Genomic DNA, 14,410 nt, shown 5'->3' on the forward strand with positions numbered 1-14,410 from the left:
ATGCAATCGACAGCTCGCTTCATCTGTAAAATGAACTCCAAAACTAAATATATTCATAGATAACTCTTTTAATATCAATTAAATATACGAAATATATTTGACTTTAGGGCAGTTTACGGACATGCAATAAATTTTTTAATAAAATATTAAAAAATATTTTATTTAGTTAGTAATCCTAACTATATTTGTGGACTAATATTAATTTAAAACAACAACATTATGAGTAAATCCATTTTTTATCACGCAGGATGTCCAATTTGCGTAAGTGCAGAACACGACATTATTAATCTAATAGGTGCAGAAAATATAGACATCGTACATTTTGGCGAAGACAGTTCTAGAATTCCTGAAGCAGAAAAGGCTGGTGTAAAATCGGTCCCAGCTTTGGTAACGCCAAACGGCAATGTGCTCCATATTAACTTTGGTGCTTCAATGGAAGCGGTAAAAGGTTAATTTTTTTTAATTCAATTAGTTAGGAATCCTAATTTTTAAACCTATCAAATGTATAAAACATCCGTAACTAAAACTTGATAACCAAGGAAATGATTAAATGGATGTCGCATGTAACAGTTAAAAAAACAATAAAAATAAACACATGAAATCAATAGTATTATTTATTGCAGCACTTTTTCTATTTACAGTAAGCTGTAAAGGACAAAGTAGTCCTTATCAAAACAACAATTTCGCAATTACCTCTACGCAAGTTACCCACGATTCAGATTTAAACATTACCGTTTGGGAAATTGCAGTAAAAGGTAATGCTGGCGAAACAACACCTAAAAAAGCAGGTCAATTAGATGGCGCTCCCGTTTTAGGCTATGTATTCCCAACAAGTTTAAGGCCAACAGATGTAGGTTTTAACCAAACCGAAGGTATTGTTGCGCTTGCCCTTACCTCCCATCCAGATTTTGATGACACCCCGCTTTGGGATGAAAATTCAGATTCAAAATACGATAATGATGGCGTTATTTGGCATCCGCATTGGGTGGTTTTGGTTGAAGACAAACGTGTAAAAGGTGGTCTTTCGGTTAAGCAATTTAAAAAAGATGATGAATCTGTAGTTTTACCGCCCACAAACCCGGGCATGCCCATGTATATGGATTCTCCAGGTTATCCTGTTATTACAAAAGCAAACACCATTAAAGTGATTGTTCCAGATTATAGAATTAATAACAAAACCGATTTTTCCTTTGATGCCGTTACTGCTTTTATGAAAGTAAACACCAGTAAAGAAAACACCCCCATGCTTGGCGTTTATGAGGTGTTTAGTGTAGCAAGTGGCGATTTATCATTACCTTATAAAGTAAAAAAATAACCATGAAAGTTTCAGTTTGGGACACCTATGTAAAAAGAGACGACGGTAGGCTAATGCATTTTGATATTCTTGTGCCAAACAGCTTACAAGATGAGCAAACCATTTTAAATTACGGTACAAGTTATTTAAAAAGTAAAGCTTTTAAAACTGAAAGCATCTCGTCTAAAATCTGTAATTTTTGTCATATCGAACAGGCTACGGAAACCGTTATAAATGATATTAAAAATAAAGGATTTTCGATTATTGAAATGGAAAATTGCAACTAATTTAATTAGGATGACTAACTTTGTCCCGCTAATTAGCGGGACATTTTTTTATGAACGATAATATTTTTAATCCAACACACCAAGAAGCCAATCTTTCCAATAAGATTGTTGCTGGTTTAGAGCGTGTTTCTGAAGCCTTTAAAGTATTGCTTTGGGAAAAGGCAAAGCTTTTGGGTTTAAGCCCTATTCAAATTCAAATACTCATTTTTATAAATTATCACAAAATTGAGTTTTGTAATGTGAGCCATTTGGCCAAAGAATTCAACGTTACAAAACCCACAATTAGTGATGCTGTAAAGGTTTTGGTAAATAAAGGGTTGATTGAAAAAGTGTTCTCCACTTCCGATAGTAGAAGCTACGCGGTACAATTAACAGATTCTGGTAAAACCATAATTTTAGAAACCGAGAATTTTGCGCAACCTTTAAAAAATCAATTAAACGGTATTAGTGATACCGATTTAGAATCCACCTTCAACACGCTCAGCAAACTCATTTACAAATTAAATCGAATAGGTGTTTTAACGGTGCAACGCACTTGTTATGCTTGCAAGTTCTATCAAAAAAACAACAATCAACATTATTGCAATTTATTGGAAAAAGAATTGTTGAATTCTGAAATTCGGATTGATTGCGAGGAGTTTGAGATGAAAGCTTAATATAAACCGTCATTGTGAGGGAGGCACGACCGTAACATTTTTTTTTGATTGAACTCTTAAAATCAACAGGCACTACATTTAAACAGATTCTAACGCTTTTTTTCTAGTGAAAAAGCTCAGAATGACGTTAATATTAATCGTAGTGTCATTTTGAGGACGAAGAACGTAACAATCTGCCTATCGCTTAACTCAATCAAAATAAAACAACCAGCGATAAGACAAATCTTTCCACTCAGGATTCTCTCTGTTTATTAAAGCTAGTTTTTTAGCTCTTTTATATTTCTTGATTTGTTTTCCCTCCCGATAGCTTCATCAATAGAATTGTAAGCTTCAAAATACACCAACTTTTCACAATTATACTTTGCAGCAAATCCTTTGTAGGTTTTTGATTTATGTTGATACATACGTTTCACTAAATCACTTGTAACTCCAGTATATAAAACTGTATTGTTTTTGTTTGTGATAATGTAAATGTATGATTTGTTCATAGGATATTATAGAAATACAATATACAAACCCTTGCGTTGCACCGCGAATGAAGAAAACAATAATTGAATCGTCATTGTGAGGAGTGAGCGACGTAACAATCTTTTGAATTGAATCTAGAACTCTCAACAAACAGATTCTCACGTCGCGCCTTGGCGCTCCTCAGAATGACAGTTCCAACGATATCAATTCAATTTAAACCTAACATCTTGCGCCTCCAATTCACCCAAAAGTTCTTGGCACACTTTTACTTTTTGCTTTCTACTGGGCATGGTCAATTTAATTTTTTCTTTGGTATCGTACACCAAAAAATTTAGGGCTTGATTCCCCGGATGCATGTTTATCAATTCTTTTAAAGCCATAATTTTTTGTTCGCTCAGGTCTTTAATATCCACTTGAATAGACAGCTTCTTTGCATAATTTTCCATCACATCGTGCAATAACTGGAAACTATTAAACTGCAACCGTGGGTCGCTTTTCTTTCCGGTGTCTTTATTTGCCCAACCTTCGCGCACAAAAGTTTTTACAAACACAAAACTGTTTTTGAGTAAAAAATGTCTGTATTTTAAATACTCTTCCCCAAAAATCCTGAACTCAAAACTATCGGTATAATCTTCAATGGTAAATAGCGCCCATCCTTTACCCTGTTTGCTCACACGGTGCTGCACATCGGTTACTACGCCCCCGAACACCAATTCTCTGTTTATGTAAGGTTCTAAATTATTAAACATGCCAACGGTAGCGTTGCAAAAGGTTTTCATTTCGGTTTTAAAATCGTCCAAGGGATGCCCAGAAATATAAACACCAACAACTTCGCGCTCTTTACTCAGTTTTTCCATCGTGCCCCATTCTTCGCATGGTGGCACTTCGGGTTCGGCGATTTGTACTTCACTCGCCTCGCCAAACAAGCTTACCTGTGCAGAGTTTTCGTTTTCTTTGTGTTTTTGCGCATACTTTATAGCTTTCTCAAGAAACGTAATGCCATCGCCATCATCATGGAAATATTGGGCTCTATGGGTGTTGGCCAAACTATCAAAACCACCTGCTAATGCTAGATTTTCAAATGCTTTTTTGTTGGCTGCTCGTAAATCTATCCGCTTTGCGAAATCGAAAATTGATTTATAATGGCCGTCTTTTTTTCTGTTTTCAACAATGGTCATCACCGCACCGTGGCCAACTCCTTTAATGGCGCCCATGCCAAAACGCACCGCATTATCTTGATTTACCGAAAACTTATAATAACTTTCGTTTACATCGGGTCCGAGCACGTTTAGTTTCATACGTTTACACTCTTCCATAAAGAAGGTTACCTGCTTAATATCGTTCATGTTATTGGATAACACAGCAGCCATATATTCGGCAGGATAATGGGCTTTTAAGTAAGCCGTTTGATAAGCAATCCACGCATAACAAGTGGAGTGCGATTTGTTAAATGCGTAACTCGCAAAGGCTTCCCAGTCTTTCCAAACTTTTTCCAAAATTTTGGCATCGTGTCCGTTTGCGCTGGCCTGCTCGATAAATTTAGGCTTCATTTTATCGAGAACCGCAATTTGCTTTTTCCCCATGGCTTTACGCAATACATCGGCTTCACCTTTAGAGAAATTTGCCAGTTTTTGAGACAGTAGCATCACTTGCTCTTGATATACGGTGATTCCGTACGTTTCCTTGAGGTATTCTTCCATCGCCGGCAAGTCGTACTCAATGGCTTCGTCACCATGTTTTCTGCGAACGAAACTCGGAATATATTCCATGGGCCCGGGACGATACAGGGCATTCATAGCAATTAAATCTTCAAAAACCGTTGGCTTTAAATCTTTAAGATGTTTTTGCATACCGGGAGATTCGTATTGGAATACCCCAACGGTTTCCCCGCGTTGAAACAGGGCATAGGTTTTTTCATCATCTAAAGGAAAAGAGTCCGGATCGAGTTGAATATTGTGTTTTGCCTTTACAATTTTAACGGTGTCTTTAATTAAAGTGAGCGTTTTTAATCCCAAGAAATCCATTTTTAATAAACCGGCATCTTCAACCACCGAGTTATCAAATTGGGTAACATATAAATCGGAATCTTTTGCTGTTGCCACAGGCACGAATTTGGTAATATCGTCGGGAGTGATGATAACCCCACAGGCATGAATTCCGGTATTTCGCACCGAACCTTCAAGCGTTCGGGCAAGATTTACGGTTTCGGCTTCCAAATCCTCACCTTCAGAAATATTTAAAAGCTGGTTGACTTTTTCCAGATCTTCAGCCCTGAATTTTTTAGCCAATTCCTTTTCGTCCAACCCAAAAATCTTTCCGAGTTTAGACATGGTCGGGATAAGTTTCGCGATTCTATCGGCATCAAACAAAGGCAAATCGAGCACACGCGCCGTATCTCGAATAGACGATTTAGCAGCCATGGTACCGTAAGTAATAATTTGCGCTACTTGGTTGCTTCCGTACTTTTCAATCACGTAATCCATCACGCGGCTTCGGCCTTCATCATCAAAATCAATATCAATATCGGGCATACTAATACGGTCTGGATTTAAAAAACGCTCAAAAAGCAAATCGTATTTAAGCGGGTCGATATTGGTAATCCAAAGGCAGTATGCCACCACCGAACCCGCTGCCGAACCACGGCCCGGACCAACGGACACGTCCATATTTCGGGCTTCCCGAATAAAATCCTCTACAATTAAAAAATATCCGGGATACCCTGTGTTTTCAATAACGCTCAACTCAAAATCGAGTCGTTCTTTAATTTCTTCCGTTAAATCTTCACCATAGCGTTTTTTCGCGCCTTGGTAAGTTAAATGACGTAAATACGCGTTTTCACCACGTTTGCCGCCATCGTTTAAATCGTCTTCGTGCTTAAACTGCTCGGGAATATCGAAGGCTGGCAACAACACATCGCGCGCCAATTGATAAGCCTCCACTTTATCGACCACCTCTTGGATATTTGTAATCGCCTCGGGCACATCTTTAAAAGCATTTTTCATGGCTTCAGAAGACTTAAAATAGTACTCTTGATTTGGCAATCCGTAACGATATCCACGACCGCGACCAATGGGAGTGGCTTGCTTTTCGCCATCTTTTACACAGAGTAAAATATCATGCGCATTGGCATCTTCTTGCTTTCTGTAATAGGTGTTGTTGGAGGCCACCAACTTAACATCGTGCTTTTTTGCCAATTGAATTAAAACGGGGTTAACGCGATTTTCATCTTCTTGGTTGTGGCGCATTAGCTCGACATACAAATCATCTCCAAACTCATTTTTCCACCACAGCAAAGCTTCTTCGGCTTGATTTTCGCCAATATTTAAAACTTTACTTGGGACTTCGCCGTATAAATTCCCCGTTAATACAATTAAATCTTCTTTATATTCTTGAATGAGTTTTTTATCGATTCGAGGTAAATAATAAAAACCATTAACAAAAGCGTGCGACGATAATTTAGCCAAATTATGATAGCCGTTTTTGTTTTTGGCCAATAGTACGATTTGGTAGCCATTATCTTTTCTGGTTTTATCCAAATGGTTTTCGCAAACAAAAAACTCGCAACCTATAATGGGTTTTATTTCTTTGGCGGTAACCGTTTCGCCTGTTTCTTTGGCGGCTTTAATTTTAGCCTTAACACCACTATTATGTCTATTTACTGCATTCACAAAGTGAAAAGCGCCCATCATATTGGCGTGGTCCGTTAACGCCACAGCGGGCATGTTGTATTCGGCGGCGGCGGCAACAATATCGGACACGCTCATGGTGGATTGCAATACCGAAAATTGGGAATGATTGTGCAAATGCACAAAATCGATTTCCTTTAATTCGGATACGTTTTGTTTGATTTCCGCAGAAGAAATATCAGCGGTTTGTGCTTTTTGCAAACGCGCATTAATCTTAGCACTTTCCTTTTTAAGATTAATGTGCTTTAAACCAATAAGTTGAATGGTTTGCGGATTGGCTTCCGAGAATTTTTGAAAATAATCGGGCTGAACATCCAATTGTTCTTTGGTATATTCTCCCAATCGAATCAATTCGAAAAAACAACGTGTGGTCGCCTCAACATCGGCAGTAGCGTTGTGGGCTTCGGCAAAAGGTTTATTAAATAAAAATTCGTGAAGTTCGGTTAAGGTTGGTAATTTAAATTTACCATAACGCCCGCCGGGGATTTGGCACAATTGCGCGGTGTGCTCGGTACAAGTATCTAAAACCGGTAATTCTTGCAATGGGTTTGCCACATCGCCACGTACAAATTCGGCACCCATAATATTCAAATCGAACTTAACGTTTTGCCCAACCACAAATTTGGTTTTACCCAAAGCTTCATTAAATTTTTCTAAAACCTCGGCTAAAGGCACACCTTGTTCTTGTGCCAATTCGGTAGAAATACCATGGATTTTTTCGGCATCATAAGGGATGTTAAACCCATCTGGTTGCACCAAATAATCTTGACTTTCAATACAGTTACCCATAGCATCGTGCAACTGCCATGCAATTTGAATACACCTTGGCCAATTATCGGTATCTGTAATGGGCGCGTCCCAACGTTTTGGCAATCCTGTGGTTTCGGTATCGAAAATTAAGTACATTCCCTTCCTAACCTCCCCAAAGGGGAGGGATTTATTTTTATTTATTAGTAAATATGCGTTTTGTTTGGAACAAAAACGAGCCTATAAAAATACGTAGAAATTAAACTTGTTTAAAGTGAAGTTTTTAAGAGTTGTGAACAAAATTCTATCTTTTCTTTTCAGTAAAATTGAATTACTTTAGAGGATTGAAATTTGTTTTATGAAATTGAAATTACTACTACTAATATTTACGCTTATCCTTTTTAATTGTTCAATCCCGAACACACTTTTATTTGTTGGTACTTATACCAATGGCGACAGCGAAGGCATTTATCAATTTCAATTTAATTCTGAAACTGGAGCATTAACCGAAAAAAAATTGGCAACTACTTCTAAAAACCCTTCATTTATAACCTATTCGCCCGATAAAAATTATTTGTATGCCGTTAATGAAAATGAAAATGGTTCTGTTTCGGCTTTTAAAGTGGAAGACAATAAAACCCTAACATTCATAAATAAAGTGAGTACACAAGGGGCGCACCCTTGCCATGTTGCAATTAACGCACAAGGCGATAAAGCTGTTGTTTCAAATTATACGGGTGGAAATTTCTCGTTGCATAATATTAAAAATGATGGCGCATTGAATGAGGCATTTCAAGTTTTAGATCATAAAACCGATAGTATTGTTTCGCACGCACATTCAGCTCAATTTTTTAATGATGATTTATATGCTTCCGATTTAGGGCGTAATGCTGTTTTTAATTATCGCTTGGCTAATAATAAATATGAGTTGATTTCGCCATCAATTGTAAATTTAGAGAGTAATTCTGGCCCAAGACATTTTTCGCTGACTAAAGATGGTAATTTTATTTACATGATAAACGAACTTTCCAGCACGATTACGTCAGCTAAAAAAACAGAAAAGGGGTTTGAATTTATTGAAACGCTTTTAACTTTAGACGATGATTTTAAAGGAATAAGCTACTGTGCCGATATCCATTTATCCAAAGACGAGCAATTTTTATATGGCTCTAACCGTGGCGAAAACTCTATTGTTGTTTTTAGGCGAGACACCGTTTTCGGTAAACTAAATAAAATACAAAACATGAGTGTTCATGGCAATTGGCCTCGTAATTTCACTATCGATCCAACGGGTAAATTCTTGTTGGTAGCCAATCAAAAAAGCAACAATATTTCTGTTTTTAAGATTGATAAAATTAGCGGAACACTCAGCTTTTTACATGCTGTAGAATTGTCTTCTCCAGTATGTTTATTATTCTAAATAAAATACTGATAATTAAAAAAATATAGTATCTTTGCGCCCTCAATAAAGAATTTTTAAATGTGAAACATTTCTCATTAGAAATGAGATCAAAATTCTTTATTTAGATTCCCGATTTCTCGGGAATGACAATTTAAACGGAAATCTTGAAGCAAAACTTCAAGAATTTTTTTTCAATTAATAACCGAGGTCGAGAACCTCAAATAATTAATTATTATGCCAGTAAAAATTAGATTACAAAGACACGGTAAAAAAGGGAAGCCTTACTACTGGATCGTAGCAGCAGATTCACGATCAAAAAGAGATGGTAAATATCTAGAAAAATTAGGTGCTTACAATCCAAACACAAACCCAGCAACTGTTGAGTTAAACGTTGATAGTGCTGTTAAATGGTTGCAAAATGGTGCACAACCAACCGATACGGCAAAAAACCTTTTATCGTACAAAGGGGCTTTACTAAAAAACCACTTAGTAGGCGGTGTTAGAAAAGGCGCTTTAACCGAAGAGCAAGCTGAAGCTAAATTCACGGCTTGGTTAGAGGAGAAAGCAAACAAAATTCAAGCAAAAGCCGATGGTTTATCAGAAGCCGATGCGAAAGCTAAAGCAGAAGCACTAGCTGCCGAAAAAGCGGTTAACGAAGCAAGAATAGCTGCGGCTGCTCCTGTTGTTGATGAAGAAGTAGCTGAAGATGCTGCGCCTGTTGTTGAAGAAGCAAAAGAAGAAGCGGCTCCTGCTGCTGAAACTGAAGCTCCTAAAAAAGAAGAATAAAAACATTTATTTTTATACTTTTAAACTCCGATAGACTTTATCGGAGTTTTTTATTTAATCAAACTCTTAAAAAGTTTGTTTAAATAATTCCCATGAATATGGGAATCTTATTAACTTTGGATAAACTTGAAATAGATTTCCGCCATCGCGGGAATGAAAAAAAATATCAACTTTCAATGCAAAAAGAAGATTGTTTTTATTTAGGGAAAATTGTAAAAAAGTACAGCTTTAAAGGCGAGGTTTTGGCAAAGCTAGATACCGACGAGCCCGATATTTACGAAAATCTCGACGCTGTTTTTTTAGAACTGCGAAACAACCTTGTGCCTTTTTTTGTTGAAAGCTCGCAACTCCACAAATCTGAATTGTTGCGTATTAAATTTGAAGACGTAGATACCGAAGCCGATGCAGATGCCATTATGAAAAGCCATTTGTATTTACCGCTCGACCTATTGCCGAAACTAGAAGGCGACAAGTTTTATTTTCACGAAGTTATTGGGTTTACCGTTAAAGACAAAAACTTCGGGAAAGTTGGAACAATAAAAAACATTAACGATTCCACAGCGCAAGCGCTTTTTGAAATAGACCGTGATGGTGTTGAAATTTTAATACCAATGAATGATGAGTTTATTGAAAAAGTTGACAGGGGCAACAAAACCATTATTGTTGAAACCCCCGAAGGGTTAATAGATTTATACCTTTAAAACTAAGCAACAAAAGCATGTTCTCGTTTTAAAGTGCGCATAGTAGCTTGCACACTATCTCTTTGTTTCAATATGGTTTTACATAAATGTAGTGGCAGGTTCATTTGCATTAACAACTCATTGTATTTATTAATAGTTTCCTTTTTTAAATTAAAAACCTGTTCTAATAAATCGTCTTCATTTTGCAACAAAATTAAATTTCTAAAACGCATCCTGGTTTTATAAAAACCCTTGCTTAAACTACCCAATAATTTTGGCGTTTCGTTAAGGTTTTTTATTTCAAATCTCAGTGCTTCACCAAATTTACTTCTTTCAAAAGCCCTTTCTTTAAAAAAGATTTTCAAAGTTTTATCGTTTACGCTATTGTAAGCTTCAATATATATTTTCTCGACCTCGTGTGTGTAAATCAACAAACCGTTTAACTTAGCTAAAATCTTATTTGGATCCTTCATAATTATCTAGATTTTTAATCTTTTAAAGATTATATACGATTATATAACCCGTTTTAGAGTTAAAAATTATCAATTTTAACATACTTTAGCACATTTTAACTATTTCTTTAATAAAAAAAAACACATGTCCAGTACACCGTTTGTTTTTAAAAAATTTACCGTTAACCAGGACCAATGTGCCATGAAAATTGGTACGGACAGCGTTTTGCTTGGGGCTTGGGCTTCATTAAAAAAAAATCCGTTTTCAATTTTAGATATTGGCGCCGGCACCGGTGTTATCTCACTTATGCTGGCACAACGCAGCAACGCTGAATTGATTGATGCCATTGAAATTGACGATAACGCTTACGAACAATGTGTTGAAAATTTTGAAGCATCTCCGTGGGGAGACCGATTGTTTTGTTATCACGCCTCGCTGGAAGCTTTTACAGAAGAAATTGAAGATAAATACGATTTAATTATATCGAATCCGCCATTTTATTCTGAAGATTATAAAACAGAAAACAAACCCCGTGATTTAGCTCGATTTACCGATGCGATGCCTTTTGCGCATCTTATCGAATCTGTTTCGAAATTACTTTCAGAACAGGGCACTTTCTCTGTAATCATTCCTTTTAAAGAAGAGTTGAAATTTATCGATTTAGCCTCAAAAGCAAACCTGTTTCCAAATAACATTTTGCATGTAAAAGGCAATCCAACTTCAGAAATCAAGCGTAGTTTAATCGAATTTTCTTTCCGCGAAAGCGATAACCCTCCAGATTGTATAAAAACCGAAGTATTGATTATTGAAACCCAAAGGCATCAATACACCCAAGATTACATAAGGTTAACCCAAGATTTCTACTTAAAAATGTAACCCATTACGTGTAGATTGGTTAAATTTGAATACTTGATATTTAAAATTCTTATATAAAGCAGTGCATTTATTGTTATTATAATAATGATGTGTTTTAAACTTAAAACGAATCTATAATGAAACCAGATTTATTTGAAGCTCCAGACTATTACAATTTAGACGAACTTTTAACCGAAGAGCACAAGTTGGTGCGCGACGCTGCCAGAGCATGGGTAAAACGCGATGTGTCGCCAATAATTGAAGAATACGCCCAAAAAGCTGAGTTCCCAAAACAAATAGTAAGCGGATTGGCAGAGATTGGTGCTTTTGGCCCCTACATTCCCGAGGAATATGGTGGCGCTGGATTAGACCAAATTTCTTATGGATTGATTATGCAGGAAATTGAGCGCGGCGATTCTGGAGTGCGCAGTACGGCATCGGTACAATCGTCTTTGGTAATGTATCCTATTTGGAAATACGGTAACCAAGCGCAGCGTAAAAAATACTTACCAAAACTGGCTAGTGGCGAATGGATTGGCTGTTTTGGTTTAACCGAACCGGATCACGGTAGCAACCCTGGTGGAATGACCACTAATTTTAAGGATATGGGCGATCACTACCTTTTAAACGGTGCCAAAATGTGGATAAGCAATGCTCCTTTTGCAGAAATTGCCGTGGTTTGGGCAAAAAATGAAGAAGGCCGCATTTACGGATTGATTGTTGAGCGTGGTATGGAAGGTTTTTCAACCCCTGAAACCCATAACAAATGGTCGCTTCGTGCGAGCGCAACCGGCGAACTTATTTTTGATAATGTTAAAGTGCCAAAAGAAAATTTATTACCCAACAAATCTGGTTTAGGAGCGCCGCTTGGTTGTTTGGATTCGGCTCGTTACGGTATTGCCTGGGGCGCTATTGGCGCTGCCATGGACTGCTATGATACGGCTTTGCGGTATAGTAAAGAACGCATCCAGTTTGGGAAACCCATTGGGCAATTTCAGCTGCAACAAAAAAAATTAGCTGAAATGATTACCGAAATTACCAAAGCCCAACTTTTAACATGGAGACTTGGAGTGCTGCGAAATGAAGGGAAAGCCACATCGGCACAAATATCGATGGCGAAACGCAACAATGTGGATATGGCTATTAATATTGCCCGCGAAGCCAGACAAATGTTAGGCGGCATGGGCATTACTGGCGAATATTCCATTATGCGACATTCCATGAATTTAGAAAGTGTGATTACTTATGAAGGCACGCACGATATTCATTTATTAATTACCGGACTAGATATTACAGGGCTTAACGCTTTTAAATAGAGGCTAAGCCACATTTGGCAACTCACCCTTGTAAATAATTTATTTAAATAAGAGTAATAGATGCTTCTTATTAATTGGGAAGCATTTTTTATTGAAATTTGTTTAAATTTACCTTTATGTTCTCCTCAAAAAAAAGATTGGATAAGGCTTATGCAACCGCTAAAATCATTGATTTTGATGATGCTAGCAAGTTTATCATTTTTAGTGATTGCCACCGTGGCGACAATAGTTTTGCTGATGATTTTGCCAATAACCGAAATATCTATTTCCATGCCTTAAAGCATTATTACGCCGAGGGTTTTCAGTATTGCGAACTGGGTGATGGCGACGAATTATGGGAAAACCTATCATTTAACGCCATATTAAATGCCCATAAAAATGTGTATATGCTTATGAGGCTGTTTCATAAAGCCAACAGATTACACATGATTTGGGGAAACCACGATATGGTATACAGAAATCCGGCATACGTAAAAAAGCATTTGTCAACTTATTTTGACCCAAAAATTGGAGAAGATGTAGAGCTTTTTGGAGATATAACGTACCACGAAGGCATTGTTTTAAAACATTGCAAAACGGGTCAAGAATTATTTTTAACCCACGGTCATCAAGCCGATTGGTGGAATTATTTATTTTGGAAATGGAGTCGATTTATGGTCCGGGTGCTGTGGAAGCCCTTAAATGTTATGGGAATTGCCGACCCCACAAGTCCCGCAAAAAACTATACCGAACTTATTAAAGTAGAGCGCAGAACAAAAAAATGGATAGCAGAAAACAATAATCTATTAACTATTGCAGGGCATACCCATCGTCCACGATTTCCCAAGCCTGGAGATATTGCCTTTTTTAACGATGGCAGTTGCGTGCATCCGCGAAGCATTACGGGCATTGAAATTGAACATGGTAAAATATCATTAATAAAATGGCAAATTGCCACTAAAGAAGACGGCACGCTGCAAATTGTAAGGGTATTGCTAGAAGGCCCTAAAAGATTGCAGGATTACAAAACAGAAACCATACTTTAAGGCAATTTAAAAAGTATAAAATAAAAGATTAACTCTCGGGAGCCAGTTCCACTTCCAGCCCCTCCATATCTGGAGTTATTTGTATTTGGCAGCCCAAGCGACTGTTTTCCTTAACATCAAAAGCTTCAGAAAGCATGGCCTCTTCATCGTCCGTCATTACCGGAAGCTCATGTTTAGAAACAACATAACATTGGCATGAGGCGCACATGGCCATTCCGCCGCAAACACCAATAGTTCCTTCTGGTGCAAGCTCGTAAGAACGTACTACTTCCATAAGGTTCATGGCCATATCTGTTGGGGCAACAATCTCGTGCGTTACTCCGTCTCTGTCTGTGATTTTTATATTTACGTCTTGTTCCATTTATCAATTTAACTTAAGCCAAATAAAGCTATAAAAAAGGTTTGGCAAAAATAAGCGTTTTGAATTATTTGAGAGTAAGTTTCCCTGATATTTTAAAAGGAATTATAGAGAGAAGAATTAAGCTTCAATATTGACAACCTGCTTAATTTGGGGGGCGTGCTTTTTAATCGTCATTTCAACACCAGATTTAAGTGTCATTTGGTTAACGCTGCAGCCCACACATGCGCCTTGCAATTGGACCTTTACCAAGGTGTCGTCTTCCTCAATGGAGAGTAGGGAAATATCGCCACCATCGCTTTGCAAAAACGGGCGGATTTCGTCGAGTGCTTTTTCTACGTTTAATTTAAGTTCTTCTGATGTCATAATCTATGTTTTCATCATTTTTAGCTTACCC

At 37.3% G+C, this 14,410-nt stretch carries 15 protein-coding genes; 10 read left to right on the plus strand and 5 right to left on the minus strand.

Going from position 1 to position 14,410, the window contains the following annotated elements; genetic code table 11:
* Positions 1–219 precede the first annotated feature (219 nt).
* From ACFSQS_RS05115 to ACFSQS_RS05130, 4 genes are all read left to right on the plus strand, one after another.
* Positions 220–453, plus strand: coding sequence for a thioredoxin family protein (locus ACFSQS_RS05115; RefSeq protein ID WP_388015131.1), 234 nt, complete (start codon positions 220–222; stop codon positions 451–453).
* Between the two features lie 142 nt (positions 454–595).
* Positions 596–1,315: a hypothetical protein gene (locus tag ACFSQS_RS05120; RefSeq protein ID WP_388015134.1), complete on the plus strand. Its 720-nt coding sequence runs from the start codon at positions 596–598 to the stop codon at positions 1,313–1,315.
* Positions 1,316–1,317: 2 nt separating this feature from the next.
* Positions 1,318–1,581, plus strand: a complete 264-nt coding sequence (locus ACFSQS_RS05125) for a DUF2024 family protein (RefSeq protein ID WP_388015137.1) — start codon at positions 1,318–1,320, stop codon at positions 1,579–1,581.
* A 50-nt stretch (positions 1,582–1,631) separates the two neighbouring features.
* Entirely contained in the window at positions 1,632–2,237 is a 606-nt protein-coding gene (locus tag ACFSQS_RS05130) for a MarR family winged helix-turn-helix transcriptional regulator (protein WP_388015140.1), read from the plus strand.
* 257 nt (positions 2,238–2,494) lie between these two features.
* Here ACFSQS_RS05130 and ACFSQS_RS05135 read toward each other — a convergent pair whose 3' ends face one another.
* Positions 2,495–2,725 carry a GIY-YIG nuclease family protein gene (locus ACFSQS_RS05135; RefSeq protein WP_388015143.1) on the minus strand — a complete coding sequence of 77 codons (231 nt, stop codon included), beginning with the start codon at positions 2,723–2,725 and terminating at the stop codon, positions 2,495–2,497.
* A gap of 183 nt (positions 2,726–2,908) precedes the next feature.
* Complete coding sequence (gene dnaE, locus ACFSQS_RS05140) at positions 2,909–7,297, minus strand: DNA polymerase III subunit alpha (RefSeq protein WP_388015145.1); 4,389 nt, start codon at positions 7,295–7,297, stop codon at positions 2,909–2,911.
* 199 nt (positions 7,298–7,496) lie between these two features.
* Here dnaE and ACFSQS_RS05145 point away from each other — a divergent pair, with 199 nt between their 5' ends.
* The 3 genes from ACFSQS_RS05145 to rimM all read left to right on the plus strand — a co-directional run bounded on the left by ACFSQS_RS05145 (position 7,497) and on the right by rimM (position 10,027).
* Positions 7,497–8,558, plus strand: a complete 1,062-nt coding sequence (locus tag ACFSQS_RS05145) for a lactonase family protein (RefSeq protein ID WP_388015148.1) — start codon at positions 7,497–7,499, stop codon at positions 8,556–8,558.
* A 216-nt stretch (positions 8,559–8,774) separates the two neighbouring features.
* On the plus strand, positions 8,775–9,326 hold the full coding sequence (locus ACFSQS_RS05150; protein WP_388015151.1) for a 30S ribosomal protein S16: 552 nt from the start codon (positions 8,775–8,777) through the stop codon (positions 9,324–9,326).
* 176 nt (positions 9,327–9,502) lie between these two features.
* Positions 9,503–10,027, plus strand: a complete 525-nt coding sequence (gene rimM / locus ACFSQS_RS05155; protein WP_388017192.1) for a ribosome maturation factor RimM — start codon at positions 9,503–9,505, stop codon at positions 10,025–10,027.
* 2 nt (positions 10,028–10,029) lie between these two features.
* On the opposite strand, the gene ACFSQS_RS05160 is transcribed toward rimM, so the two are convergent.
* Positions 10,030–10,479 (minus strand): DUF2383 domain-containing protein, encoded by a 450-nt coding sequence (locus tag ACFSQS_RS05160; protein WP_388015154.1) that lies wholly within the window; start codon positions 10,477–10,479, stop codon positions 10,030–10,032.
* 124 nt (positions 10,480–10,603) lie between these two features.
* Between ACFSQS_RS05160 and ACFSQS_RS05165 the strand changes: the two genes are divergently transcribed.
* The 3 genes from ACFSQS_RS05165 (at position 10,604) to ACFSQS_RS05175 (ending at position 13,655) form a co-directional block, all read left to right on the plus strand.
* The gene (locus ACFSQS_RS05165; protein WP_388015157.1) at positions 10,604–11,335 is read left to right on the plus strand and encodes a tRNA1(Val) (adenine(37)-N6)-methyltransferase; all 732 of its coding nucleotides are present in this window, start codon (positions 10,604–10,606) and stop codon (positions 11,333–11,335) included.
* 116 nt (positions 11,336–11,451) lie between these two features.
* Positions 11,452–12,630 carry an acyl-CoA dehydrogenase family protein gene (locus tag ACFSQS_RS05170; protein WP_388015160.1) on the plus strand — a complete coding sequence of 393 codons (1,179 nt, stop codon included), beginning with the start codon at positions 11,452–11,454 and terminating at the stop codon, positions 12,628–12,630.
* 116 nt (positions 12,631–12,746) lie between these two features.
* The gene (locus ACFSQS_RS05175; protein WP_388015163.1) at positions 12,747–13,655 is read left to right on the plus strand and encodes a serine/threonine protein phosphatase; all 909 of its coding nucleotides are present in this window, start codon (positions 12,747–12,749) and stop codon (positions 13,653–13,655) included.
* Between the two features lie 28 nt (positions 13,656–13,683).
* Here the strand turns inward: ACFSQS_RS05175 and ACFSQS_RS05180 are convergent, their stop codons facing one another.
* Complete coding sequence (locus ACFSQS_RS05180; protein ID WP_388015166.1) at positions 13,684–14,016, minus strand: ferredoxin; 333 nt, start codon at positions 14,014–14,016, stop codon at positions 13,684–13,686.
* A gap of 117 nt (positions 14,017–14,133) precedes the next feature.
* On the minus strand, positions 14,134–14,379 hold the full coding sequence (locus ACFSQS_RS05185; protein WP_388015169.1) for a NifU family protein: 246 nt from the start codon (positions 14,377–14,379) through the stop codon (positions 14,134–14,136).
* Positions 14,380–14,410 lie beyond the last annotated feature (31 nt).

The sequence above is a fragment of the Gelatiniphilus marinus genome (assembly GCF_042684345.1).
GTDB lineage: Bacteria > Bacteroidota > Bacteroidia > Flavobacteriales > Flavobacteriaceae > Gelatiniphilus > Gelatiniphilus marinus.

What these genes read in the sequence shown, in the direction of transcription:
- ACFSQS_RS05115 (WP_388015131.1), top strand. Translation starts at nt 220, where the DNA reads ATGAGTAAATCCATTTTTTATCACGCAGGATGTCCAATTTGCGTAAGT.
- ACFSQS_RS05120 (WP_388015134.1), top strand. Translation starts at nt 596, where the DNA reads ATGAAATCAATAGTATTATTTATTGCAGCACTTTTTCTATTTACAGTA.
- ACFSQS_RS05125 (WP_388015137.1), top strand. Translation starts at nt 1,318, where the DNA reads ATGAAAGTTTCAGTTTGGGACACCTATGTAAAAAGAGACGACGGTAGG.
- ACFSQS_RS05130 (WP_388015140.1), top strand. Translation starts at nt 1,632, where the DNA reads ATGAACGATAATATTTTTAATCCAACACACCAAGAAGCCAATCTTTCC.
- ACFSQS_RS05135 (WP_388015143.1), bottom strand. Translation starts at nt 2,725, where the DNA reads ATGAACAAATCATACATTTACATTATCACAAACAAAAACAATACAGTT.
- dnaE (WP_388015145.1), bottom strand. Translation starts at nt 7,297, where the DNA reads ATGTACTTAATTTTCGATACCGAAACCACAGGATTGCCAAAACGTTGG.
- ACFSQS_RS05145 (WP_388015148.1), top strand. Translation starts at nt 7,497, where the DNA reads ATGAAATTGAAATTACTACTACTAATATTTACGCTTATCCTTTTTAAT.
- ACFSQS_RS05150 (WP_388015151.1), top strand. Translation starts at nt 8,775, where the DNA reads ATGCCAGTAAAAATTAGATTACAAAGACACGGTAAAAAAGGGAAGCCT.
- rimM (WP_388017192.1), top strand. Translation starts at nt 9,503, where the DNA reads ATGCAAAAAGAAGATTGTTTTTATTTAGGGAAAATTGTAAAAAAGTAC.
- ACFSQS_RS05160 (WP_388015154.1), bottom strand. Translation starts at nt 10,479, where the DNA reads ATGAAGGATCCAAATAAGATTTTAGCTAAGTTAAACGGTTTGTTGATT.
- ACFSQS_RS05165 (WP_388015157.1), top strand. Translation starts at nt 10,604, where the DNA reads ATGTCCAGTACACCGTTTGTTTTTAAAAAATTTACCGTTAACCAGGAC.
- ACFSQS_RS05170 (WP_388015160.1), top strand. Translation starts at nt 11,452, where the DNA reads ATGAAACCAGATTTATTTGAAGCTCCAGACTATTACAATTTAGACGAA.
- ACFSQS_RS05175 (WP_388015163.1), top strand. Translation starts at nt 12,747, where the DNA reads ATGTTCTCCTCAAAAAAAAGATTGGATAAGGCTTATGCAACCGCTAAA.
- ACFSQS_RS05180 (WP_388015166.1), bottom strand. Translation starts at nt 14,016, where the DNA reads ATGGAACAAGACGTAAATATAAAAATCACAGACAGAGACGGAGTAACG.
- ACFSQS_RS05185 (WP_388015169.1), bottom strand. Translation starts at nt 14,379, where the DNA reads ATGACATCAGAAGAACTTAAATTAAACGTAGAAAAAGCACTCGACGAA.